18 protein-coding genes and 1 pseudogene are annotated in these 21,559 nt (G+C 42.3%); 8 read left to right on the top strand and 11 right to left on the bottom strand.

Annotation, left to right across the window (positions count from 1 at the left end):
* Positions 1-697: 697 nt before the first annotated feature.
* Positions 698-1,318, bottom strand: coding sequence for a c-type cytochrome (locus tag L2748_RS12605; RefSeq protein WP_220782750.1), 621 nt, complete (start codon positions 1,316-1,318; stop codon positions 698-700).
* A gap of 169 nt (positions 1,319-1,487) precedes the next feature.
* Here L2748_RS12605 and yihA point away from each other — a divergent pair, with 169 nt between their 5' ends.
* Complete coding sequence (gene yihA / locus L2748_RS12600) at positions 1,488-2,165, top strand: ribosome biogenesis GTP-binding protein YihA/YsxC (protein WP_220782749.1); 678 nt, start codon at positions 1,488-1,490, stop codon at positions 2,163-2,165.
* A 752-nt stretch (positions 2,166-2,917) separates the two neighbouring features.
* Here the strand turns inward: yihA and polA are convergent.
* Positions 2,918-5,674: a DNA polymerase I gene (gene polA, locus L2748_RS12595; RefSeq protein WP_220782748.1), complete on the bottom strand. Its 2,757-nt coding sequence runs from the start codon at positions 5,672-5,674 to the stop codon at positions 2,918-2,920.
* A 387-nt stretch (positions 5,675-6,061) separates the two neighbouring features.
* Here polA and elbB point away from each other — a divergent pair, with 387 nt between their 5' ends.
* Positions 6,062-6,715: an isoprenoid biosynthesis glyoxalase ElbB gene (gene elbB / locus L2748_RS12590; RefSeq protein ID WP_220782894.1), complete on the top strand. Its 654-nt coding sequence runs from the start codon at positions 6,062-6,064 to the stop codon at positions 6,713-6,715.
* Positions 6,716-6,789: 74 nt separating this feature from the next.
* Here elbB and glpG read toward each other — a convergent pair whose 3' ends face one another.
* The 5 genes from glpG to L2748_RS12565 all read right to left on the bottom strand — a co-directional run bounded on the left by glpG (position 6,790) and on the right by L2748_RS12565 (position 11,231).
* On the bottom strand, positions 6,790-7,629 hold the full coding sequence (gene glpG, locus L2748_RS12585; RefSeq protein ID WP_220782895.1) for a rhomboid family intramembrane serine protease GlpG: 840 nt from the start codon (positions 7,627-7,629) through the stop codon (positions 6,790-6,792).
* Positions 7,630-7,647: 18 nt separating this feature from the next.
* A complete protein-coding gene (glpE, locus tag L2748_RS12580) occupies positions 7,648-7,956 on the bottom strand; it encodes a thiosulfate sulfurtransferase GlpE (protein WP_220782896.1) in 309 nt (102 codons plus the stop codon).
* Positions 7,957-8,065: 109 nt separating this feature from the next.
* A complete protein-coding gene (gene tdh, locus L2748_RS12575) occupies positions 8,066-9,091 on the bottom strand; it encodes an L-threonine 3-dehydrogenase (RefSeq protein WP_220782897.1) in 1,026 nt (341 codons plus the stop codon).
* Between the two features lie 84 nt (positions 9,092-9,175).
* Complete coding sequence (locus tag L2748_RS12570) at positions 9,176-10,372, bottom strand: glycine C-acetyltransferase (RefSeq protein ID WP_220782898.1); 1,197 nt, start codon at positions 10,370-10,372, stop codon at positions 9,176-9,178.
* 217 nt (positions 10,373-10,589) lie between these two features.
* On the bottom strand, positions 10,590-11,231 hold the full coding sequence (locus L2748_RS12565; RefSeq protein WP_220782899.1) for a TetR/AcrR family transcriptional regulator: 642 nt from the start codon (positions 11,229-11,231) through the stop codon (positions 10,590-10,592).
* Between the two features lie 152 nt (positions 11,232-11,383).
* Here L2748_RS12565 and waaA point away from each other — a divergent pair, with 152 nt between their 5' ends.
* Positions 11,384-12,670 (top strand): lipid IV(A) 3-deoxy-D-manno-octulosonic acid transferase, encoded by a 1,287-nt coding sequence (gene waaA, locus L2748_RS12560; protein ID WP_220782900.1) that lies wholly within the window; start codon positions 11,384-11,386, stop codon positions 12,668-12,670.
* Positions 12,671-12,763: 93 nt separating this feature from the next.
* Here the strand turns inward: waaA and L2748_RS12555 are convergent, their stop codons facing one another.
* A complete protein-coding gene (locus L2748_RS12555; protein ID WP_220782901.1) occupies positions 12,764-13,495 on the bottom strand; it encodes a 3-deoxy-D-manno-octulosonic acid kinase in 732 nt (243 codons plus the stop codon).
* Positions 13,496-13,580: 85 nt separating this feature from the next.
* Here L2748_RS12555 and L2748_RS12550 point away from each other — a divergent pair, with 85 nt between their 5' ends.
* The 3 genes from L2748_RS12550 (at position 13,581) to L2748_RS12540 (ending at position 16,934) form a co-directional block, all read left to right on the top strand.
* A complete protein-coding gene (locus L2748_RS12550; protein ID WP_220782902.1) occupies positions 13,581-14,666 on the top strand; it encodes a glycosyltransferase family 9 protein in 1,086 nt (361 codons plus the stop codon).
* A gap of 56 nt (positions 14,667-14,722) precedes the next feature.
* Positions 14,723-15,805, top strand: coding sequence for a hypothetical protein (locus tag L2748_RS12545; protein ID WP_220782903.1), 1,083 nt, complete (start codon positions 14,723-14,725; stop codon positions 15,803-15,805).
* A 118-nt stretch (positions 15,806-15,923) separates the two neighbouring features.
* A complete protein-coding gene (locus tag L2748_RS12540) occupies positions 15,924-16,934 on the top strand; it encodes a CDP-glycerol glycerophosphotransferase family protein (protein WP_220782908.1) in 1,011 nt (336 codons plus the stop codon).
* A 66-nt stretch (positions 16,935-17,000) separates the two neighbouring features.
* Here the strand turns inward: L2748_RS12540 and L2748_RS12535 are convergent, their stop codons facing one another.
* The 3 genes from L2748_RS12535 to wecB form a co-directional block, all read right to left on the bottom strand.
* The gene (locus tag L2748_RS12535) at positions 17,001-17,768 is read right to left on the bottom strand and encodes a glycosyltransferase family 2 protein (protein WP_220782904.1); all 768 of its coding nucleotides are present in this window, start codon (positions 17,766-17,768) and stop codon (positions 17,001-17,003) included.
* A 454-nt stretch (positions 17,769-18,222) separates the two neighbouring features.
* Entirely contained in the window at positions 18,223-19,350 is a 1,128-nt protein-coding gene (locus tag L2748_RS12530; RefSeq protein ID WP_220782905.1) for a glycosyltransferase family 4 protein, read from the bottom strand.
* Positions 19,340-20,458 carry a non-hydrolyzing UDP-N-acetylglucosamine 2-epimerase gene (gene wecB / locus L2748_RS12525; protein ID WP_220782906.1) on the bottom strand — a complete coding sequence of 373 codons (1,119 nt, stop codon included), beginning with the start codon at positions 20,456-20,458 and terminating at the stop codon, positions 19,340-19,342. Before wecB ends, L2748_RS12530 begins: the two co-directional genes overlap by 11 nt.
* 174 nt (positions 20,459-20,632) lie before the next feature.
* Between wecB and L2748_RS12520 the strand changes: the two genes are divergently transcribed.
* Entirely contained in the window at positions 20,633-20,794 is a 162-nt protein-coding gene (locus L2748_RS12520) for a DUF2986 domain-containing protein (protein WP_220782907.1), read from the top strand.
* Positions 20,795-20,945: 151 nt separating this feature from the next.
* Positions 20,946-21,470, top strand: a pseudogene (locus L2748_RS12515) (sodium/glutamate symporter); the annotation flags it as partial.
* Positions 21,471-21,559 lie beyond the last annotated feature (89 nt).

The raw sequence follows: 21,559 nt of genomic DNA, 5'->3' as shown, positions 1-21,559 counted from the left end.
CCAATTCTGATTTCAAGTATCCATACTTGCTATGTGACTATCCCGGTCAATATCCATCTTATTTTTTTGTCTGCTTCCATGCATGTCTTGTAGTTTATGGTCTTCCCGACACTTTATATTTAGACCTGTCGCCATCCTGACAACAGTTTCCGTAGATGGTCTTTAAAAGACACATCACAATTTTTATTCGTCCATCCAATGACGCCTAAGTAACCATCCATGTACATTTTTTAAGTATCTTCCAGTGATAACAAGCTTCCCGCAAGTGCATCCTAAGCTGTAGCTTCCTCTGCCGTATCTGTATCCTACAAATACTTTCCTGTTGGTACATGTTTCTCTGAATGTAAGGGTTAATGCTAAATAGCGTTTTGGCCTTCCTAACCAAATCCTTACTAAAATTTTTACGACCTGGACTTCAAATTGAAATCTCTACTCTTATTATTTTTAGTGAGTGGCCTTAATAATATTATTATTATTTAGTTAATTTATTCTTATATCTTAAATGTATAGATACCGAAATCTGAAAGTTATTATTAATATTTTTTATACTAACAGTTGGGTTCATCTCGGTACGGGAGCTATTTAAACCTAGAACTGTGATCTCTGTCAAGCAGGTTTTTAACTGAAGTTTACGTAAACGTAAACACATTGATATAAAAAAGGACGGTAAACCGTCCTTTTTAGCATTAACTAATATTTACTTAAGGTTTGATATATATTTAGATAATGCATCAATATCGTCGCTATTTAGCTTTTTAGCAACGTCTTGCATCATGCCATTTAAATCGTTGTTACGATTTGTATCGTGGAATTTATTTAGCTGGATCTTGATATAATTGGCATGTTGACCGTTAATTGCAGGGAAGCCTGCAAGTTCAGCACCATTACCATCAGGACCGTGACATGCGATACAGGCAGTGATGCCACGTGTAGCGTCACCATTTGTATAAAGTTGTGCACCTAGCTCTGGCACATCTTTAACGTCGATATCTTTCTGTTCTTGGCTGGCATAAAATGCCGCAAGGTCTGCTATGTCTTGATCGCTAAGTGCCACAGACATGCCGCCCATGATTGGGTCCATACGACCCTGTTTTCCACCAGTCTGCGCTGCAGTGCGGAAATCATGTAATTGCTTTTCTAGATATGTACTATGTTGACCTGCAAGTTTCGGGTACATGTCGATCATGCTGTTGCCGTCAACACCGTGACAAGCAGAGCAAACAATGGCTTTAGTTTTACCGGCTTCAGCATTTCCTTCTGCCATAGCAGGTGAAGATATTGTGGCTAAAACAGACAGCGCAAGAGCTAACTTTTTCATGGCGTTCCAACTTCTTATTAAAATATTTGTCATGAGCTTACTAGGAAGACCCGCAAGCGTGATAAAATGTATTTTATGTGATCGGGGTAATATTTTACACGAAATTGTGAAAATGTAAGCAACTCTTCGATATTTAGCTAAGTAAGTTGATAAAATTTTGGAGTTAATTGTGAGTGAATCTCGTATCGATTTCCGTAAAGCAGAGTTTTTAATTAGTGCGCCAGACATTGCGCACTTAAACGAATACCTCCCTGGTGACGTTGGGGTGGAGATAGCCTTTGCGGGTCGTTCTAACGCGGGTAAGTCAAGTGCACTGAATTTACTGACAGAGCAAAAAATTGCCCGTACCAGTAAAACACCAGGACGTACGCAGTTAATTAACGTTTTTAAATTAGATAAGCACCGCCGTTTGGTCGATTTACCAGGCTATGGCTTTGCTCAAGTTCCTTTAGCGCTAAAGTTAAAGTGGCAAGAAGCGTTGGGTGAATATCTGCTAAAGCGTGATTGCTTGAGCGGTGTGGTGGTATTGATGGATATCCGTCATCCACTTAAAGATCTTGATATGCAAATGATTGAATGGGCAGTTCAGAGCCATATTCCTGTTTTAGCACTATTAACCAAGGCTGATAAGCTGGGTCAAAGCGCTAGAATGAAGATGGTTAATGAAGTGCGCAAGAAGCTTAGCCATTTTGAAGATGGTGTAAAAGTTGAGCCTTTCTCTTCATTAAAAGGGATTGGTAAAGGCAAAGTGTTGGGCATTCTTGATAGTTGGTGTAAACCTGAATGGTTAATGCAGCAGTTAGAAGCGGATGCAATCGCGGCTCAAGCCGAAGCTAACAACAAATAACGAGTTGCTGGTAAATAGATTCGCCACGGCTGGTAAAATGACGCTCCCAAATGGGGGCGTTTTTTTTACCTTTATGCTGAGGTTTATCGTGCTCTCACTGAATTTTAGGCAAAAAAAACCGACGGTATAAACCATCGGCATAAATTAGCTCTTTTGGGGAGAAGCTAAATTCAACAAGACTCAAGTTCAATCAAACTATGTTGATATCGCTTAATGAACACAGCATAACTCGAATTTTGCTCAATTTAAAGTATTTACTCTAAATTTTCTTACAGACGAAAAAAAGCCCCAGCGAATTAGATTCACTGGGGCGCCATAATTTGGCCATTTACTACAGAGTAGCAAATGTAAAAAAAAGGTCTGAAAGATAGAACATCTTAACCTCTGTACCCTACGCAGAGAATATTACTCCATTAACCGCTATATGAAAAACTGTTTTTGTAAAAAACAAACAATAATGTGATGGATATCCCAATGTTTGTTCAATAAAAATACACCCTTTGATCGCAAAATTTCAGTTTAATAGCGGCATATCAATTATTTATATTACGATATCCGCTTTTTGTCTCAATGAGGTGTTTTGTGGTTACTCAATATAAAAATTGAATGCCACCTCATAAACGGATGGATATATTTGGGCATGATATAGAAGTTGAGTTGATGGGCTTGGAGAGCTATCAATAGATAGCTAATTTTTGCTAAGCGGCAATAAAAAAGGGCGCTAATTAGCGCCCGTTTAAAGTCGAGATAAACTAGTGAGCTTGTTCCCAGTTATCGCCCACGCCAGCCTCGGCAAGTAGCTCCACATCTAAGCTAGCAGCAGCGGCCATTAGTTCACATACCTTAGCCTGTAAGCTATCAACTTTGGTTTCATCAACTTCAAATACTAATTCATCGTGTACTTGCATGATCATGGTGATTTCACCGGCGGTTTCAGTTTCGATCCACTTCGCAATATTAATCATGGCTTTCTTAATAATATCGGCCGCGGTACCTTGCATCGGTGCGTTGATTGCCGCACGTTCTGCAGCTTGACGGCGCATCGCATTTCTATCTTTAATCGCTGGTAGATAAAGGCGACGACCAAATAGCGTTGAAACATAGCCAAGATCGGCGGCAACTGCGCGCGTTTCTTCCATGTACTTAAGTACACCTGGGTAGCGTTTAAAGTAAGTGTCGATATAGCTCTGTGCTTCGGCTCTTGGAATGTCGAGTTGTTTGGCTAGGCCAAATGCCGACATACCGTAGATTAGGCCAAAGTTAACTGCTTTAGCGCGACGACGCTGATCGGTAGTGACTTCACTGAAATCAACATCAAACACTTCTGCTGCGGTCGCTTTGTGGATGTCTTTACCTTCAGCAAACGCAGTTAGTAGGCCTTTGTCTTGCGACAAGTGCGCCATAATTCTTAATTCGATTTGTGAGTAATCGGCAGCGAGGATTTTTTTACCTTGTGGGGCAATAAACGCATGACGAATACGGCGGCCTTCTTCGGTACGAATTGGGATATTCTGTAGGTTAGGCTCGCTCGATGATAAGCGACCCGTAGCGGCGTTAGCTTGGTGGTAGCTAGTGTGCACACGACCTGTTTTAGCGTTAACCATTAACGGCAGCTTATCTGTGTAGGTGCTCTTAAGCTTAGCTAGACTGCGGTGCTCAAGAATGATCTTAGGCAGCGGATAATCTAGCGCTAATTCAACTAACACTTCTTCTGCTGTTGATGGTGCGCCTTTTGGTGTTTTCTTGATTACTGGGTAGCCAAGCTTTTCAAAGAACAGTTCTTGCAACTGCTTTGGCGAGCTTAAGTTAAATGGTTGACCTGCAATTTCATGGGCTTTTTGCTCTAGCTCGTCAATTTTACGTGCTAGTTCTTCGCTTTGTTGGCCAAGTAGCATGCTATCAATCAATACACCTTGACGTTCAATCGTCGACAGAATATTTACTAGCGGTAATTCGATATCACTAAACACACTGGCAAGCTCAGTTTGTTTTGCTAGGCGAGACCATAAATGTTGGTGCAAACGTAGAGTGATATCGGCATCTTCCGCAGCGTAAGGTGAGGCTGTCTCTAGTGGAATTTGGTTGAAGGTGAGTTGTTTGGCACCTTTACCTGCGATCTCTTCGAAACTGATATTCTTGTGACCTAAATATTTAAGCGCTAAGTCGTCCATATTGTGCTTGGACGCGACAGAGTTAAATACGTAAGACTCAAGCATGGTGTCAAACTGCACACCGCGCAGCGTTATGCCAGCATTAGCAAAAATACTGATGTCATACTTTAAGTTTTGACCGACCTTTTTAATCGATTCATCTTCAAGTAATGGCTGTAGTTTCTCAAATACTAGCGCTTTATCTAATTGCTCTGGCGCGTCAACATAATCATGGCTTAAAGGCAGATAAGCGGCTTTACCAGCTTCAACCGCAAATGAGATCCCTACTAATTCTGCTTCCATATAGTTGAGGCTAGTGGTTTCGGTATCAATGGCGATTAGCTCGGCTTGCTTTAGTTTGGCAATCCAAGTATCTAATTGCTCAAGGGTTAGAATCGTGTCGTATTCAACCTCAATATCTAACTTAGCTGCTGGCGTATCATCGTCAGTGTCTGCAGAGGCTTTGTTTGCAGGCTTATTGTCGAGCACTTCTGCTAACCAGCGCTTAAATTCCATCTCGCCGTAGCATTTGATCAATTCGTCTTTGTTCGCTGGCTCGATAGATAGTGCGTGCCAATCTTGTTCAAGCTCAACATCGAGTTTGATTGTCGCAAGCTCGTAGCTAAGTTTAAGCATATCTGCATGCTCAATGATTTTGGCTGGCATGGTTTTCGAACCGCGGAAACCAAGCTCTGGCATTTTCTCTGGTGCCGCTAAGATTTGCTCAACGCCGCCAACGCCAGTAAGCATTGCAAGTGCAGTTTTTTCACCAACGCCTGGTAAGCCGGGAATGTTATCGGCTTTATCGCCTTGTAGCGCTAACAGATCGATAATTAGCTCTGGGCCCACACCAAATTTTTCGGTGACTTCAGCAGGCCCCATAATGGTATTGGTCATGGTATTAATTAGCGTCACGTTTTCGTCAACTAACTGTGCCATGTCTTTATCGCCAGTGCTGATCAGCACTGCACGGCCTTCTTTACTGGCTTGAGTCGCAATCGTACCGATAACGTCGTCAGCCTCTACGCCAGAAATGCACACTAGCGGCAAGCCTAATGCTTTAATGATGCGGTGAAGTGGTTCAATTTGGCTACGCAGATCATCAGGCATTGGCGGACGCTGTGCCTTGTACTCTGAGTACATGTCGTTACGGAATGTTTTTCCTTTAGCGTCAAATACCACCGCCATTTGTGATGGCTGATATTGGTTAATCAGGCTACGAAGCATGTTGATTACGCCATATACGGCACCGGTCGCTTCGCCTTTAGAATTCGTTAAGTGAGGTGGTGCATAGTAAGCGCGGTAAAGGTATGAAGAACCATCCACAAGAATTAAAGGGTTGTCGGCAATTTTAGGCATAGTTTAGTATTCGTTTATCGGTGTTCGATGATAGCGCTAGCATGCCATATAAGGGCTATTTCAGCCACGTAAAATTATCACGCAGCCTGTGGATAACTCTGTGAGTTAAACTGAGTAACTCGATCTCGAGCAAAAAGAGGAATAATTACGCACAGCTATAAGTTATTGATATGGAATCAAAAAAAATTATTGTGTGAGCTAGGGTTTATTTTGATTATTTGAAATATTTGTGTGGACTTTTTATTTTTATGCGTATTTACAACCTGTTCCTTGGTTAAATATTATTCACTTGCTAAAGTGATGACCTAACTTAGCATGATAATTAATCTGATCAAGCAATTTATTACAGCTTTGTTAAAACAATATGATATATAAAGAGGCTTTTTAATGAAAAAAGTAGCAGTTCTTTTAAGCGGTAGCGGTGTCTATGATGGCACTGAGTTACACGAGTCGGTTTTAGCGCTATTGGAGATAGCTCGAGCTGGTGCGAGTTATCAGTGCTTTGCGCCTGATATTGCTCAATTACATGTCGTTAATCATTTAACAGGACAGGTTGAAGAAGCTGAAACACGTAATGTGCTCGTCGAATCAGCAAGAATTGCCCGCGGTGAAATCAAAGCTGTGGGTGAGCTTAATATTAGCGAGTTTGATGCGTTAGTTATTCCGGGCGGCTTTGGCGCAGCGAAAAATCTATCTAGTTTTGCCATTGCTGGCGCCGAGCATCAAGTTGAACCTAGTGTACGAGCTTTTATCTCGCAATTTGCGGTTAACCAGAAGCCGGTAGGCTTTATCTGTATTGCCCCGATTATGATCCCGCAATTATACGGCGAGGGAGTGAGCGGTACTATCGGTAACGATGCCGAAACTGCTGCCGCTTTTGAGCAACAAGGCGGACAACATCATACGGTTAGCGTGGATGAGATTGTGGTTGATGAGCAACACAAAGTGGTGAGTACGCCTGCTTATATGCTGGCAAACGATATTGTTGAAGCGCATTCAGGTATTAGTAAGTTGATTGAGAAAGTGCTGCAGATGGCATAGCTATGTATTGCGACCAGTCACTAAAAAGCCCGCAAATTGCGGGCTTTTTAGTGACTGGTTTACGCTTTATAGCGCTATATTTTACGGGTTTTGCTATCGATAAAGCCTTGTAGCACTCCCACAAGTAATCCGCCTAAATGAGCGCCATTAGCGATGGACAGGCCGAACATATCGGTAAAACCTAACACTAGCCATAGCAACATAAAGCCGATGTAAGCAGGCGGCAGACCAATGCCTGATTCCGGTCGCTTAACTCCCATAACCCAGGTATAACCGACGACGGCATAGACAACACCAGATAAGCCGCCAAATTGAGGTCCAGCCATGAAGTACTGTAATACGTTGGGCAGCGTGCCACCAACTAACAGTAGAATGAATAGCGGCGCAAAGCCGATTCTGTTTTCTATCTTGCCACCTAGGTACCACCACCAAAGCAGATTGAAGATGATATGCATGGCGGAAAAGTGCAGTAAGCTGGGAGTGAATATCCGCCAGAATTCATTTAATGTGGCAGAGGGCGTGGCGGTAAAAAATGATAAATTATCGAAGATGGTGTTAGCAAAACCTAGATTCATTGCCGCATAAATAATCACGCAGCTAAAAAATACCACTAGGGTGAGTGGACCTGCGCCAGTGATAAACTGCGTTACTAACTGTAGGCTTGGGCTGCCATAATCTAGTTTGGTGTGAGTATCGCCGTTGTCCCAAGAGGCCGCTAGGTATTTTTCGTCAAAAGGGTTTTGAATAAAACTCAGGTACTCTTGATGTGCGCGCTCGAAATGGCTCTGCTCATGGACCATCAGTACCACGCCTTGTTCGGCTGGTACTAATTCACATTGAATGTTTAGTCCCTTTAGGTAGTCGATAAGAGCCTGTGCTGCTCGGCTATTGGGGAGCCTGCCAATCTCTATCATTCTTTTACCTCTTATTTGCTATAAGTTAGCCTGATGCCAAGCAGTGTAACCGCCATCTAAGCTAAACACCTCATCAAAGCCTTGTTCATTAAGGTAAGTGGCTGCGCTTTGGCTGCTGATCCCATGATAACAAACCACAATGAGTGGCTGATCCATGTCTGCATCACCAATAAAGTGAGCCAAATTTTCATTAGTCAAATTGACTGAACCATCAATATGACCGGCTTCGTAGCTGGCTGCATCCCTGATATCAACGATTTGTAACTCGTCTGACTCAGCTTGCATCTGAATAAGTTGATTAATACTAAGATGTTGAAAGGCTGACATAGAAAACTTGCATTGATTAAAAAGATTGAAAAGTGGCTGTAACTGCCCTGATTGGACATTACAGCCGCTTATTGGTGGTGATTAGTGCCATTTTAGGCTGGCTAATGACTTAATCCCAGTTAAGGATGACTTTACCTGATTGACCTGAACGCATGGCATCGAAGCCTTGCTGGAACTCATCAATATTATAATGGTGAGTGATAATCGGTGAGATATCTAGACCTGATTGGATAAGGCTTGCCATCTTGTACCAAGTCTCAAACATTTCACGGCCATAAATGCCTTTAATGATCAGACCTTTGAAGATGACTTTACTCCAGTCGATAGCCATCTCGCCACCTGGAATACCCAGCATAGCAATCTTACCGCCGTGGTTCATGGTATCTAGCATTGAGTGGAATGCACTCGGTACGCCAGACATTTCTAAGCCCACATCGAAGCCTTCTGTCATGCCTAGTTCTTGCATCACATCTTCTAGCTTTTCTTTGGCGACGTTAACTGCACGAGTCGCGCCCATTTTCTGTGCTAGCTCTAAGCGGTACTCGTTGACATCGGTGATCACCACATGACGTGCACCCACGTGACGACAAACCGCTGCTGCCATAATGCCGATAGGACCTGCACCAGTGATGAGTACGTCTTCACCAACAAGATCAAATGACAATGCAGTATGAACCGCATTACCAAATGGGTCGAAGATTGAAGCTAAATCATCAGAGATATCGTCAGGGATCTTAAAGGCGTTAAATGCTGGAATAACTAAGTACTCTGCAAATGCGCCTTCACGGTTAACACCTACACCTGAGGTGTTACGGCATAAATGAGTGCGACCGCCACGGCAGTTACGGCAGTGACCACAAGTGATATGCCCTTCGCCTGAAACGCGATCACCGATAGTGAAGCCGCGTACTTCTTGACCCATATCAACCACTTCACCCACATACTCATGGCCAACAACCATAGGTACAGGAATAGTGTTTTGCGACCATTCGTCCCAGATATAGATATGAACGTCGGTACCACAAATTGCCGTTTTACGGATTTTAATTAATAGATCGTTATGGCCCACTTCTGGTTTCGGCGCATCAACCATCCAAATGCCTTCTTCTGGCTTTAATTTGCTTAGTGCTTTCATCTTATTAACCTATTACAAGCGGCGTTGGCCACTTGCTAAATATCATTTAAAAAAGGCTACAAACGTAGCCCTTTGAAGGTAATTTTAGCTGATAATGCCCATTTCTTTGGCGATACGGGTAAAGGCTTCAATTGCTTTATCAATTTGCTCTTTGCTGTGCGCCGCAGACATTTGGGTACGAATACGGGCTTGGCCTTTTGGTACCACAGGGAAAGAGAAGCCAATAACGTAGATGTTTTCAGCTAAAAGACGGTTGGCAAAGTCACCAGCGAGTTTAGCGTCACCAATCATTACTGGAATGATGGCATGGTCTGCACCACCTAAAGTGAAGCCCGCAGCTGACATGTGCTCACGGAAATAACGGCTGTTTTCCCATACGGCTTCGCGCAGCGCTTGGCCAGATTTCAGCATTTCTAGCACGTGGATAGACGCTGTCACAATTGATGGAGCAAGTGAGTTAGAGAAAAGATAAGGGCGTGAGCGTTGGCGTAACCAGTCGATGACTTCTTTTTTACCCGAAGTGAAACCACCTGACGCGCCGCCTAATGCTTTACCTAATGTACCTGTGATAATGTCTACGCGATCCATTACTTCGCAGTACTCATGAGTACCACGACCTTCTTGGCCCACAAAACCAACAGCGTGTGAGTCATCAACCATGACTAGTGCGCCGTATTGGTCTGCTAGATCACACACACCTTTAAGGTTAGCGATCACGCCATCCATTGAGAACACACCGTCAGTAGCGATCATAATGTTGCGCGCGCCGGCTTCTTTAGCAGCTTTTAATTGCGCTTCAAGATCGGCCATATCGTTATTGGCATAACGGAAGCGTTTTGCTTTACATAAACGCACGCCGTCGATGATAGAAGCGTGGTTTAGTGCATCTGAAATAATCGCATCTTCAGCACTTAATAGGGTTTCAAAAAGACCTGCGTTAGCATCGAAGCACGAAGAGTAAAGAATGGTGTCTTCCATGCCTAAAAATTCGCTAAGGCTAGCCTCTAAGGTTTTATGAATATCTTGAGTACCACAGATAAAGCGTACCGATGCCATGCCAAAACCGTGGGCATCTAGGCCATCTTGGGCTGCTTTAATCAATTCTGGGTGGTTAGCTAAACCTAGGTAGTTGTTAGCGCAAAAGTTGATAACTTGGTCGCCGTTAACTTTAATCGCTGTTTGTTGAGGAGAAACAATTACCCGTTCATTTTTATACAGGCCTTCAGATTTAACGTCTTCAAGCTGTTGATTTATTTGGTCGTAGAATGAGGTCTTAGGCACCTTTATTCTCCTTAATTAGCATTATTTTGATATTTGGAGTGGCGGCATTTTAACCTTAATTGGCGCGGCTCTACAGCCTTTTTTTAAGTGGTATTATGAGATTAATTAGATTAGGGAATAGTGGATAAAAGCATTAGTGAAACTAATGCTTAATGGGAGACATGATTAGTATGAAAAGCTTGCGTATTGGGTGGTGACACGCATCGGCGCTAAATGGTTAGACCATTTGTGAACGATAGTGCTGTTCCAGTCTTAAGAAAGTTGCTTGAGAGCTAGCTGTGGCATAAGACTTAAATAGCATTATCACCCGTAATAAACCCTCATAAAGCGACTCTTTAGTAATTGAGCCTATATTCGATTGGGTCTGAGTTAACTTGTAGCTGATCCAGAAGCTGACTAGCATCTTAATCGTATCTGCAAGTGGTTTTAAGTCGGCTTCATTTACCGCCAAAAAGCCATCTTGATTGAGCTTTTCAAGTACACCCGTTGAACGTGCCAATACATCTTGTTGCGCTTTCAGATAGCGATTTTTTAAGGTTTCATCGCGACTGAGGATGTCTGCAAGGTTGGCGTACATAAAGCGAAATTGCCATAGGGTGTAAAACATGGCGTCGAAATAGCCCACCAATAAGTCGACATCGACCTCTTTATCGACATAAGGTTGAAAACCTGATTCTAAATGCTGCTCATAGAGGCTAAAGATAGAGCGAATAATGTCTTCTTTATTGCGGAAGTGGTAATAAAGGTTACCTGGGCTAATATTCAGGTGGGCGGCAATATGATTGGTTGTGATAGCTCTTTCGCCATGTTCATTAAACAACTCTAAACTGGCTTGTACGATTTTGTCACGGGTCTTCATATTCATCCTAAATGATTAATATCCAGTATAATGATTACGCTCTCAGGTATTGAGCCTTTGCGTAAATGCTCGGTGTAATTACGCGAAGGCGTGACTATCATGTTAGCATTAACCTAATTCTTCAAGTAAAACTCTCTAAAGTACTTAATTTCATGAATCGTAGTCTTTATTCAGTCCTGCTATATTTAATTAGCCCGCTCATTTTGCTTTATCTGACCTTTAGGGCGTTTAAAAGCCAGGATTATCGTGGGCGCTGGGGCGAACGCTTTGGGCTTAAGCGACTAGCAAAGACAGATTTGTTAGTGCACTCGGTCTCTATGGGCGAAACTCTGGCTGCGGTGCCGTTGATTAAGCAAATCCAAGCAAGGCATCCAGAGCTCAGTATTACCATTACTACCACGAGTCCGACTGGATCGGCTGAAGTCACGCGGGCTTTCGGTGATTCAGTACAACACTGTTACTTACCATTTGATTTAGCTTGCTGTGTCCGCCGCTTTGTAAAGCAATTATCCCCTAAGTGCTGCATCATTATGGAAACAGAGCTGTGGCCTAATTTAATCCATTATCTAAAGCAGGCCGATGCGCAAGTGCTGCTGGCTAACGCAAGGTTATCTGCTAAATCCGCAGCCTCGTATCGTAAAAATCACAAGCTAACCTTACCTATGCTCAAGTTGCTAGATGGTATAGCAGCACAATCTGAGCAGGCTGCAGAACGATTTATTGAATTGGGTGTATCTGCTGAGCGAGTGGCAGTTTGTGGCAGTTTAAAATTTGATATTAATATTGATGCCGAGCGTGTAGAAGCCGCTAAGGCTTTGCGTCAACAGTGGTTGGCTACTGATAAACCTGTGTGGGTGGCGGGCTCTGTGCATCCCGGTGAGTTTGCGGCATTAATACAAGCGCATCAGCAGTTACTCAAAACGCATCCAAATGCGTTAATGATTATGGTGCCTCGTCACCCTGAGCAATTTGATGCTGCTGCAGCGGCAATCAAAAATGCAGGTTTAGCGCTGGTGCGTCGTAGCACTGGCGAGCTCGTATTAGCCGACACTCAAGTGGTGCTGGGCGATACGATGGGTGAGTTGCTTATGTTTTACGGCGCCGCCGACCAAGCGTTTGTTGGCGGCTCATTAATCGTCCATGGCGGCCATAACCCGCTAGAACCTGCGGCGATGGGGCTGCCAGTGATGATGGGGCCAAACTACCGTGACTTTATCGAAATTTCTGAGTTGTTACAGTCGGCTGGTGGCTTAACTGTAGTTGATGACGCTGCTACATTAGCTGCGCATTTGATTGAGTTGTTTGCTAATTCAGAGGCTTATAACCAAGCAAGCTTGGCAGCAAAAGAGGTTGTGGCACAAAACCGAGGCTCACTTGCTAAGCAATTGGCTGTAGTAGAGTCTATGATGGCAATTCGCGAGCTTGATTTAGCTGAATAATTTGATGACTGTTGAGTCTGCAAAGGAATTTAAAAGGCCAGCTACTTAGCTGACCTTTTTTGTTGTTCTTATTTTTGTTTTGTAACTTTAACTCTAGCTCTGTAATTTGGCTTGATAAGCTTGGTGTAGCTGCTGCCAGTTGGCCTCATTGAAATTAAGGCTAGGCAATATTGATAACTCTTTTCGAAATGAGCGCAATAGTCTACTCATATTGGCTTGTTGCCACTGAGTATTCACTTTTCTTAGCTCACCGCGGTCAAAATCGATTAAATAAAACTTATCATCAGTGATAAGAATATTTTTCGCGTTGAGATCGGCGTGATAAACACCGTAATTATGAAACTCAGCAATTGTTTCACCAAGAGCTTGCCACTGTGACTGACTCATCGTTGTTTTGCTTAAACGAGCCACTAAATCTTCCGCGCCATCAACTCGCTCAATAATTAAGTCTGCGCGATATAATATTCCTGAACGTTCTACATTGGCTGCGATAGGTTTAGGGACTGCAAAACCTTGTTTATATAACGTTTCCAGTAATGCCAATTCAGCGATAGCTCGCGTTTTTTGTAAGTCAGTAAAAAAGTATTGGTCACGGCTTATTTTTGCAATCAGTCCACCACGGTAGTAATGACGCAGTACCCACTGGTTTTGTTCGGTTTCAACTTTGCTGGCATCAACAAACCAAGTGGTATAACGGCCTTTAGATGAGCCAGTTATGGCTGATTTTTCGCGCCAAAACTCAGCGCCAAACCAGTTAGGCTCGATCTGTTTTGGAGTGTGTTCGCAAAAAGCGATACTGCCTTGAGATGTTTTTTTAAACTTCATAGATAGAATTGTAAGCTAAACCGTAGCACCTGCAGCCATTCTACATTAAGATCGGTAAATTGCGCCAAATAACCTTCGAGCACTAATGAGCTTATCGACTTCAAGTGACAACCAGAACCCTAAATCAACGAGCATAGACTTAAGTAATGCTGAGTCGCTATGCCTTTTAAGGCTGTCTGCTATTGGTGATGTGTGCCATGCGGTGGCTATGGTGCAGGCAATTCAGCGCCGTTACCCGGAACTCAAAATTACTTGGATTTTAGGCAAAGTTGAGTACCAGTTATTGCAACACCTTGAGGGAGTTGAGTTTGTTATTTTTGATAAGTCTCAAGGCTGGCGTAGTTATTTTAATCTTAAGCGAGCGCTTAAGGGGCGTAAGTTTGATGTATTGCTGCATATGCAAGTGGCTCTTAGAGCGACTATCGCATCGTTAGCTATATCGGCCAAAATCCGCATTGGCTTTGATCGTTTCAGGGCCAAAGAGGGCCAATGGTTAGTGACTAACCACGCCATCGAGCCGCAAGCGACACCGCACGTATTGGAAGGCTTTATGGGGTTTGCCAAAGCGATTGGGGTAACAGATTTGACTCCAAGCTGGAATATTCCTGTGCCTGCAACAGACACTGAATTTGCCAAAACGCTCATTGCTGATGAAAGCCAAGTATTGGTGATTTGTGCCGCAGCAAGTAAAGCTGAGCGTAATTGGTTACCTGAGCGCTACGCTGCCGTAGCGGACTACGCAGTTACCAAAGGTTACCGCGTTATTCTGTGCGGTGGCCCAACTCAGCTTGAGCGCGACTTGGCAGATAACATTCAAGCTGCCGCAAAGTCAGGGCTAGAGAATCAAGTCGGTAAGACATCCTTACTGCAACTGCTCGCCATCCTTAAACAAGCAAGCCTTGTGTTAGCGCCTGATACGGGGCCTGCACATATGGCGGTAACCCAAGGTACGCCAGTGATAGGTTTATATGCTCACTCAAACCCAGGGCGAACGGGCCCATATACTAGCCTTGACTCAGTAGTCAGTGTTTACGACAAAGTGATTCGTGAGCAAAAACAAGGTGAGATCCCTTGGGGGACCCGTGCTAAAGGTGAGAACTTAATGTCTCTAATTGAGATTAATGACGTAATGACACAATTGGACTCTTTGTTGAAGCGCAATCCGTTATAAACTCGGTTAATGTCCGAGGAACGAGCGTACTTTCTACTCAAAAATAGGCTGAGTTAATGACCCTAATCTCTCCGAAGTTTTTATTCGTACCAGTGTCTTCTGCGGCGGGCGTGGGGGAGTATATGCGATCTTTAATTATTGCAAGAGAAGTGGAGCGTCGATGGCCGAATGCAACGATTCAATTTATTTTGAATCGCCATGTGCCCTATGCGGCGACATGCCCATATCCTGCAGAGCTTTTAGACGATACACCGACAAAGAACGTAAAAGCGGTTAACGACTTTATGTCTTGTTTCTTACCTGACTTTGTCATTTTTGATGCATCAGGAAGACGGGCTCAATTGAGTCATGCAAAGAAATTAGGTGCTAAAGTTATTTTTATTAGTCAACATAAGCGAAAACGCAGTCGTGGAATGAAAGTCCTCCGTGCTCTAGTGACTGATAGTCATTGGGTTGTACAACCAGAGTTTGTTATCGGTGCAATCAGCTGGTTAGATAGATTTAAATTGCGGCTGATCAATAAGCCTGAACCTCTTGTTATTGGCCCCGTGTTTGTAAATCCGGATGAATCAACTCAAGTCGACTTGCTCAAACGTTATGATTTATGCGCTGGTGAATATGTATTGCTAAATGCTGGCTCTGGTGGCCATATGAATGCTCAAGGTTATATAGTTGAAGAGTTTGCCAAAGCGGCTGTGAATATTCATAAAGCGACTGGACTTCACTGTATTATGGTTTATGGCCCTAATTATCCGAAAGAGTTTACTCAGGTTTCTGGTGTCACTGCTATTAAAGAGTTATCGCATGTAGAGCTAGTTTCGCTAATTGATAAGGCGAAAATAGCTGTTTTAAGTGGTGGAGATACCTTGTTACAAGCGATTGCATTAAAGAAACCTACATTATCGGTAGCAGTTTCTAAAGATCAGAATTATCGATTAAAAATCTGTCAAAATAACGATCTAACCGTTTGTGCAGCACACAATGCTGAGAGTATCGCGCTAGGTGCGACTAAACTTATCGAAGGTGACAGTCTGCAAGAATTGGAAGCAGCTCTGGAATTATGTAACTGCGTTAACGGCTTAAACGTTGGAATGAAGGAGATAGCTACCTTATACAGAAGTAAGTTTGGCTGCTCTTAAAATAATAAATCTAAAATTTTAGCGGTATGAAATTAACATCTAAGTGGGTGGGGGAGTTGTTGTGAGCTTAAACAACAAGCGTTATCTATTATACATAGCTCAAAATTATGCTTATGCCATGTTAAGGCCGCTTCAAGAGGCGATATTGGCGCGTGGTGATGAAGCTTGCTGGTTCTTAGAGGGAGATGAGGTTGATCCTTCGTTCTTAAAAGCAAGTGAGAGGCAATTAAAAACAGTCTCTGAAGTTAAAGCTTGGATGCCGGATGCTGTTTTAGTGCCTGGGAACGTGGTTCCTAGTTTTATTCCAGGTGTTAAAGTTGGCGTTTTTCATGGTTTTAATGCTGGAAAAGTGAATCGCCGTGGCCGACAGGACCACTTTGAAATCCGTGACTGTTTTGATCTTTATTGTACTCAAGGACCTGACACAACATTACCATTTATTGAGTTAGCAAAAAAAAATGCAACATTCAAAGTTGCCGAAACGGGCTGGGCAATGCTCGATCCTATGTATAAGCAAGGCGCAGATAACCCTTATTACATCGAGGGGGATAAGCGTCCAACAGTATTATTTTGCTCAACTTTTTCGCGTAATTTATCTTGTGCCGATATTGTTTATGATCAAATTAAAGCTATGTCATGCAAGGGGAATTGGCGTTGGCTAGTGCAGTTTCATCCTAAGATGAGCCCAGAAATTATAGAAAAATATAAGGCGTTGCAAAATGAAAATTTAACCTTTATCGAAACTGATAATGTGTTGCCTCTATTGCAATCTGCTGATGTGATGCTTTGTGATACCTCTTCGGTCTTGTTGATGTTTTTACTTCAGGGTAAACCAGTTGTGACTTTTAGAAATCAGAATCCTAGCTCGCATTTACTTAACGTTGAGAAGTTAGACGAAATTGAGCCAGCCATAGAAAAAGCATTATCTCGTCCTGCTGAGTTAATTGCTCAAATAGAAAGTTATTGTGAACAGATCCATCCATACAGAGATGGTTTATCGAGTGAACGTGTTTTAGCGGCTGTTGATAGTATGATAGACAATGGAACTGCAGACTTAAAGGTTAAGCCTGCGAACCTCATTCGACATCTTAAAATGCGTAAAAAACTTGGATATTGGAAGCTATTTTAAGAGCGCTGACTTAGTCAATCGGTAAAGTAACAATAGCTCCTTAGTGGAGGAGCTATTGTGTAGCCGTTAACTTCTCTTTTGTTCAATCAGCCACAGCCCAACGTATTTGTTAAAGTTTACTTGCGCATATGTCATAGCAACAATAAACCCCACGCTGCCATCTAAAAAGCCCCTACGAATGAAATAGATATGGAAGAAAGTCCAGAGGCCGCGCAGTAAAGCGAGTGCTAATCCTTTTGATTTTTTGCCTTTTCGGGCATATTTTTGTGAACCTAGCCAAGCATATTGGGCTGCTTTATCTAAACCGTGACCATAATCCCTATGGGTGTAATGCAAAAGCAAACCCGCTAGTTTGCCTGTTGAGCCTTCGGCTGGAATAACAGTTTCGTGAACTTCATCTAGGGTATAACGCGATCCTTCACGTAAAAATAGTCGTAGCACTGCACGAGCACTGCGGCCATACTTTAGCGTGGTGCCATAGAGGGTTACCCCCCAAGGAAGGCGGTATGAAGTCGCTTCTATACTCTCTTGAGAAAGTAAATCGACAATGGCTTGTTTCATTTCATCATCCAGCGCTTCATCAGCATCAATAGACAGCACCCAATCACAGGTTGCTTTATCCAGCGCTCGTTGCTTCTGTTTACCAAATCCAGGCCAATCGGTTACGGTAATATTGTTGGTGTATTTCTGGCAGATAGCGACAGTATCGTCTGTTGAGCCACTGTCTAATACGATAATTTCATCTGCTATCTCAGCTACTGAACTCAAACAGCTCTCAACACGATCAGCTTCATTTTTGGTAATTAAAATAATGGATAAACTGTGTTTTTTCATAATCATCATCAATATTTATGAGTGCCCGACACCAAAGAGGTTAGTCCATTATTCAGCTGTTAGTGCAGAGAGTTAAAGTAATAAGGTTATAGATGCCTATCTTCAAAAGAGGCAATTTGATGGCGTTTTTAGCCTTGGATTGAGCACTAGCAAGGTTATGTTTGCCTATCAATGATAAGGCTAGCAATTGTAAAAGATTAAAACAGTTTATGCTTAACTGTTTAATAGTGTAAACCTTAGAGTCTACAAAGTCAGTGACATAGGTTTAGATTTTGTCGGCTCTATAGTGATTAATAAGTTGGTTGGCTAAAGGCCTTATTGACTAGCTTTAAGCTGGTAGTGGTAGATGAACAGCCACATACAGACAGCTTAAAGCTAGGTTTTAATAAATAACTCACTTATACAGTGTGCTATGTACATTTAAATTTAATGGTTGTGAGTAAAACCATTGAGTTTAGATATCTCTAATTAACTCAACCCATTGCTTACTCCAGTGAGCTTTTGAGCAAGGTGTTGAAATCGATTGTAGACCTGACAGGGCTAGCTCACGGTTTAAGCTCTTGTCGCTGATGAGTCTATCTATCGCATTAAAAAATTGAGCTTCATCAGGAATGACAGATAGTCCGTTGTATTCGCCAATAATAATATTAGATAATCCACCGACGTTAGAGGTTACAACTGTGCACCCCGCAGCCATGGCTTCTATCATAGAAAGAGACGTCCCTTCTGAGCCTAATGTTGGTATCACGGCAATGTGGTGAGCACTGTGATACTTAAAGCTTTCATTTGCTTCATACTGTTCAATACTTACATTTGATGAGCTGGCAAAAGCATTTTTTAGGTCTTGTTGTAATGGACCATTACCAGCAAAGGTGACTTTCAAGTTTTGGTGCTTTGCTAGCAACTTTTGTATTACCGGTATGATGAGCTTTATACCGCGGTACTCAACAAATCGTCTTGCAATGATAATGTTTGTGCTTTTTTCGTCATCAGCTTGCCACTTTTGTTCAAAAGCCTCTGCAGTGATTTTTTCATCAAAAAAGTTATAAATAACTTTAACTTTGTTGGGTTGGAAATCTGCCCAAGTTCTATACCAATTCACAAAGTTATGATCTACACAAACGAGTGTGTGTGAGCTTTTGATAAAGCTAAAGTATTTTATTTGGTTAGTTAGCGATGCAAGAAAGCTAGCTACTTTTGACTTGGTTTTTCTGGGCTTATCCCAAGATACACCGTGTTGAATTGCGACAACGTTATAACCTTTAAGGTTAACTGAATAGGAATCCGTCGCAAAAATAACGACATCTTGAGCTTTATTTGCGTGTTGCTTTACCCAGTTCGCCAGAGCATATTTCTTTAAGTTGCCGCGTAATAAACCTGTTTCTACACCCGTAATTGTTAAGGTGTCTTTTTGAACTGTGAAATTCTGCTTACTTGGCTGCACTAGAGTGCAATTCCACCCTTGCTCTTTGAAAGTTGCTGCCAGCGCCGTGATATAATTTTCGATTCCACCAAGCCCAGTTTGCTTCCCGCTTGAATCGAACATACTTCTATAGATGATATAGATATTTTTAGAGCTCATATTCTTCTCGAATAATATTTACAATACGCTGACAAGCTAAACCGTCGCCATAAGGATTTTGTTGGCTTTCAAATAACTCTGAATTATCTAGCAGCTCAGTTACTGCTTTGACTATCGTAGACTTATTGGTTCCGATTAATTGTACCGTTCCAGCTTTTACAGCTTCTGGTCTTTCTGTTTTTTCTCTTAACACCAGTACCGGTTTTTTAAGAGAAGGGGCTTCTTCTTGAATACCACCCGAGTCCGTCAGAATTATATCTGCTCGATCCATTAATGAAACGAAAGAGAGGTAATCCAAAGGAGCGATCAGGTGCACATTGCTGAGAGAACCTAAATGGCTGAATACAGGTTTTTGAACCATAGGGTTCAAGTGAACTGGATATACTAAGTGACAGTCAGGGTTTGTAATTGCAATTTCTTTTAAAGCTAAGCAGATATTCTCAAAGCTTGGACCGAAGTTTTCTCTGCGGTGCCCTGTAATGAGTATTACCTTTTTATCACTCAACTCTTTTTTTAGTGATGAGATAACTGCTGATTCTGCAAATGAATCTTTTTTTATAATATCAATTGCTTGGAAAAGCGAGTCTATAACAGTATTACCCGTAACATGAATTTTACTTGCTAAAATACCTTCATTTAAAAGGTTTTTCTTAGATGACTCTGTCGGGGCGAAATGAAGCGTCGACAGTGTTGCGGTTAACTTGCGGTTCGCTTCTTCTGGCCAAGGTGATTTTATATCACCGGTTCTTAATCCCGCTTCAACATGCCCGACATCTACTTTTTGGTAAAATGCAGCTAAAGCGGCGGCAAATGAAGTTGTCGTATCTCCGTGAACTAATACTAATTGAGGGGAAAATTCTTTGATTACATTCCCTACACCTTCAATGATTGCGCCAGTTAACCATTCTAGTGTCTGATTGCTGCGCATTAGGTTTAAGTCGTAGTCAGGTTCAATTTCGTATATGTCGAGTACCTGATCTAGCATTTCTCTATGCTGGGCTGTTACGCACACTTTAACTTCGAAGTCTGCAACTTTGGCTAGCTCTAAAACCAAAGGACACATTTTGATTGCTTCAGGTCTAGTACCGAATACAAGTAAGATTTTCACGTTTTTACCTTTATGGATTGCAGATAGCCACTCTTCAAAATGGTTACCTGACTCTAGATATAAACCTATCTTATCTCGTTCGGTACCAGCATTAGAAGTACTGTTATGTTTTATATTGTTTGGCTTAGAAGCTATACTTTAGCATAGTCCTAATGAGCATTTGATTCAGTATCTATGAACCGCACCAAAAAAATCACCTTAAAACACATGAGCAAGCTTAAAAAAGCCAATGCTAAACTGCAAAATAGTAATAAGCCTAAGTACATTTCTAAGGCTGAAAGAGCGCGGTTGGAGGCTTTAGAGGCAGAAGCTCCTGCACAAATAGACAGCGAATAGATTCTTTATTGCGCAAAAAGACACTTTTCATGATCCAGATGCCATAATTCCGCTACGGCTAATATTATTTACCCTAATGAATATGCCAGAATAGCCGGCTAATTTTGGTTTTGTAGGTTGTTTACTGCAAAGCCTAACGGATAGGAGTTTCATGAATACAGTATATTCAATCGGAGAACTAGAATCGTTTTTGGTCGCCATTTTGGTATTGTTTATCGGCCACTCAGTTAATCGCCACGTTCCTTTTTTCAAAAAATATAATATCCCAGAGCCCATTATCGGTGGCTTGGTTGTTGCGGCAGTTATCACTGCTCTCCATTTTCAAAATATTACCTTAGCGTTTTCTTTGCCTATGCAAAATACGTTAATGTTGATGTTCTTTAGCACTGTGGGCTTGGCTGCAAGTTATAAGCTGCTGGCCCGTGGTGGTAAAAAAGTCTTTATTTTCTTAGGTGTAGCATCGGTTTACATCATATTGCAAAACGCTGTCGGTGTGAGTTTAGCAAGCATGCTAGGGTTAGAACCTATTATGGGGCTGGTTGCTGGTTCTATTACACTTTCTGGTGGTCACGGCACTGGTGCGGCTTGGGCGCAAACCTTTGCTGAACACTACAACATGAACACCCTTGAGTTTGCTATGGCAGCTGCCACATTTGGCTTAGTCATGGGCGGTATGTAGTGGCATAGTGAATTTGGACACCAAGATGTAAGGGGTATAATCCCCATCTAAACACAAGGTGAACAAATGACCCGTAAATCAAAACC

Origin of the sequence: Shewanella sairae (assembly GCF_023283535.1) — a bacterium.
GTDB lineage: Bacteria > Pseudomonadota > Gammaproteobacteria > Enterobacterales > Shewanellaceae > Shewanella > Shewanella sairae.
This window is presented reverse-complemented; position numbering and strand designations above follow the sequence as displayed.

What these genes read in the sequence shown, in the direction of transcription:
- L2748_RS12605 (WP_220782750.1), bottom strand. Translation starts at nt 1,318, where the DNA reads ATGAAAAAGTTAGCTCTTGCGCTGTCTGTTTTAGCCACAATATCTTCA.
- L2748_RS12555 (WP_220782901.1), bottom strand. Translation starts at nt 13,495, where the DNA reads ATGAAGTTTAAAAAAACATCTCAAGGCAGTATCGCTTTTTGCGAACAC.
- L2748_RS12530 (WP_220782905.1), bottom strand. Translation starts at nt 19,350, where the DNA reads ATGAGCTCTAAAAATATCTATATCATCTATAGAAGTATGTTCGATTCA.
- L2748_RS12520 (WP_220782907.1), top strand. Translation starts at nt 20,633, where the DNA reads ATGAACCGCACCAAAAAAATCACCTTAAAACACATGAGCAAGCTTAAA.
- L2748_RS12565 (WP_220782899.1), bottom strand. Translation starts at nt 11,231, where the DNA reads ATGAAGACCCGTGACAAAATCGTACAAGCCAGTTTAGAGTTGTTTAAT.
- waaA (WP_220782900.1), top strand. Translation starts at nt 11,384, where the DNA reads ATGAATCGTAGTCTTTATTCAGTCCTGCTATATTTAATTAGCCCGCTC.
- elbB (WP_220782894.1), top strand. Translation starts at nt 6,062, where the DNA reads ATGAAAAAAGTAGCAGTTCTTTTAAGCGGTAGCGGTGTCTATGATGGC.
- L2748_RS12535 (WP_220782904.1), bottom strand. Translation starts at nt 17,768, where the DNA reads ATGAAAAAACACAGTTTATCCATTATTTTAATTACCAAAAATGAAGCT.
- L2748_RS12550 (WP_220782902.1), top strand. Translation starts at nt 13,581, where the DNA reads ATGAGCTTATCGACTTCAAGTGACAACCAGAACCCTAAATCAACGAGC.
- glpG (WP_220782895.1), bottom strand. Translation starts at nt 7,629, where the DNA reads ATGATAGAGATTGGCAGGCTCCCCAATAGCCGAGCAGCACAGGCTCTT.
- L2748_RS12545 (WP_220782903.1), top strand. Translation starts at nt 14,723, where the DNA reads ATGACCCTAATCTCTCCGAAGTTTTTATTCGTACCAGTGTCTTCTGCG.
- tdh (WP_220782897.1), bottom strand. Translation starts at nt 9,091, where the DNA reads ATGAAAGCACTAAGCAAATTAAAGCCAGAAGAAGGCATTTGGATGGTT.
- L2748_RS12540 (WP_220782908.1), top strand. Translation starts at nt 15,924, where the DNA reads ATGTTAAGGCCGCTTCAAGAGGCGATATTGGCGCGTGGTGATGAAGCT.
- glpE (WP_220782896.1), bottom strand. Translation starts at nt 7,956, where the DNA reads ATGTCAGCCTTTCAACATCTTAGTATTAATCAACTTATTCAGATGCAA.
- polA (WP_220782748.1), bottom strand. Translation starts at nt 5,674, where the DNA reads ATGCCTAAAATTGCCGACAACCCTTTAATTCTTGTGGATGGTTCTTCA.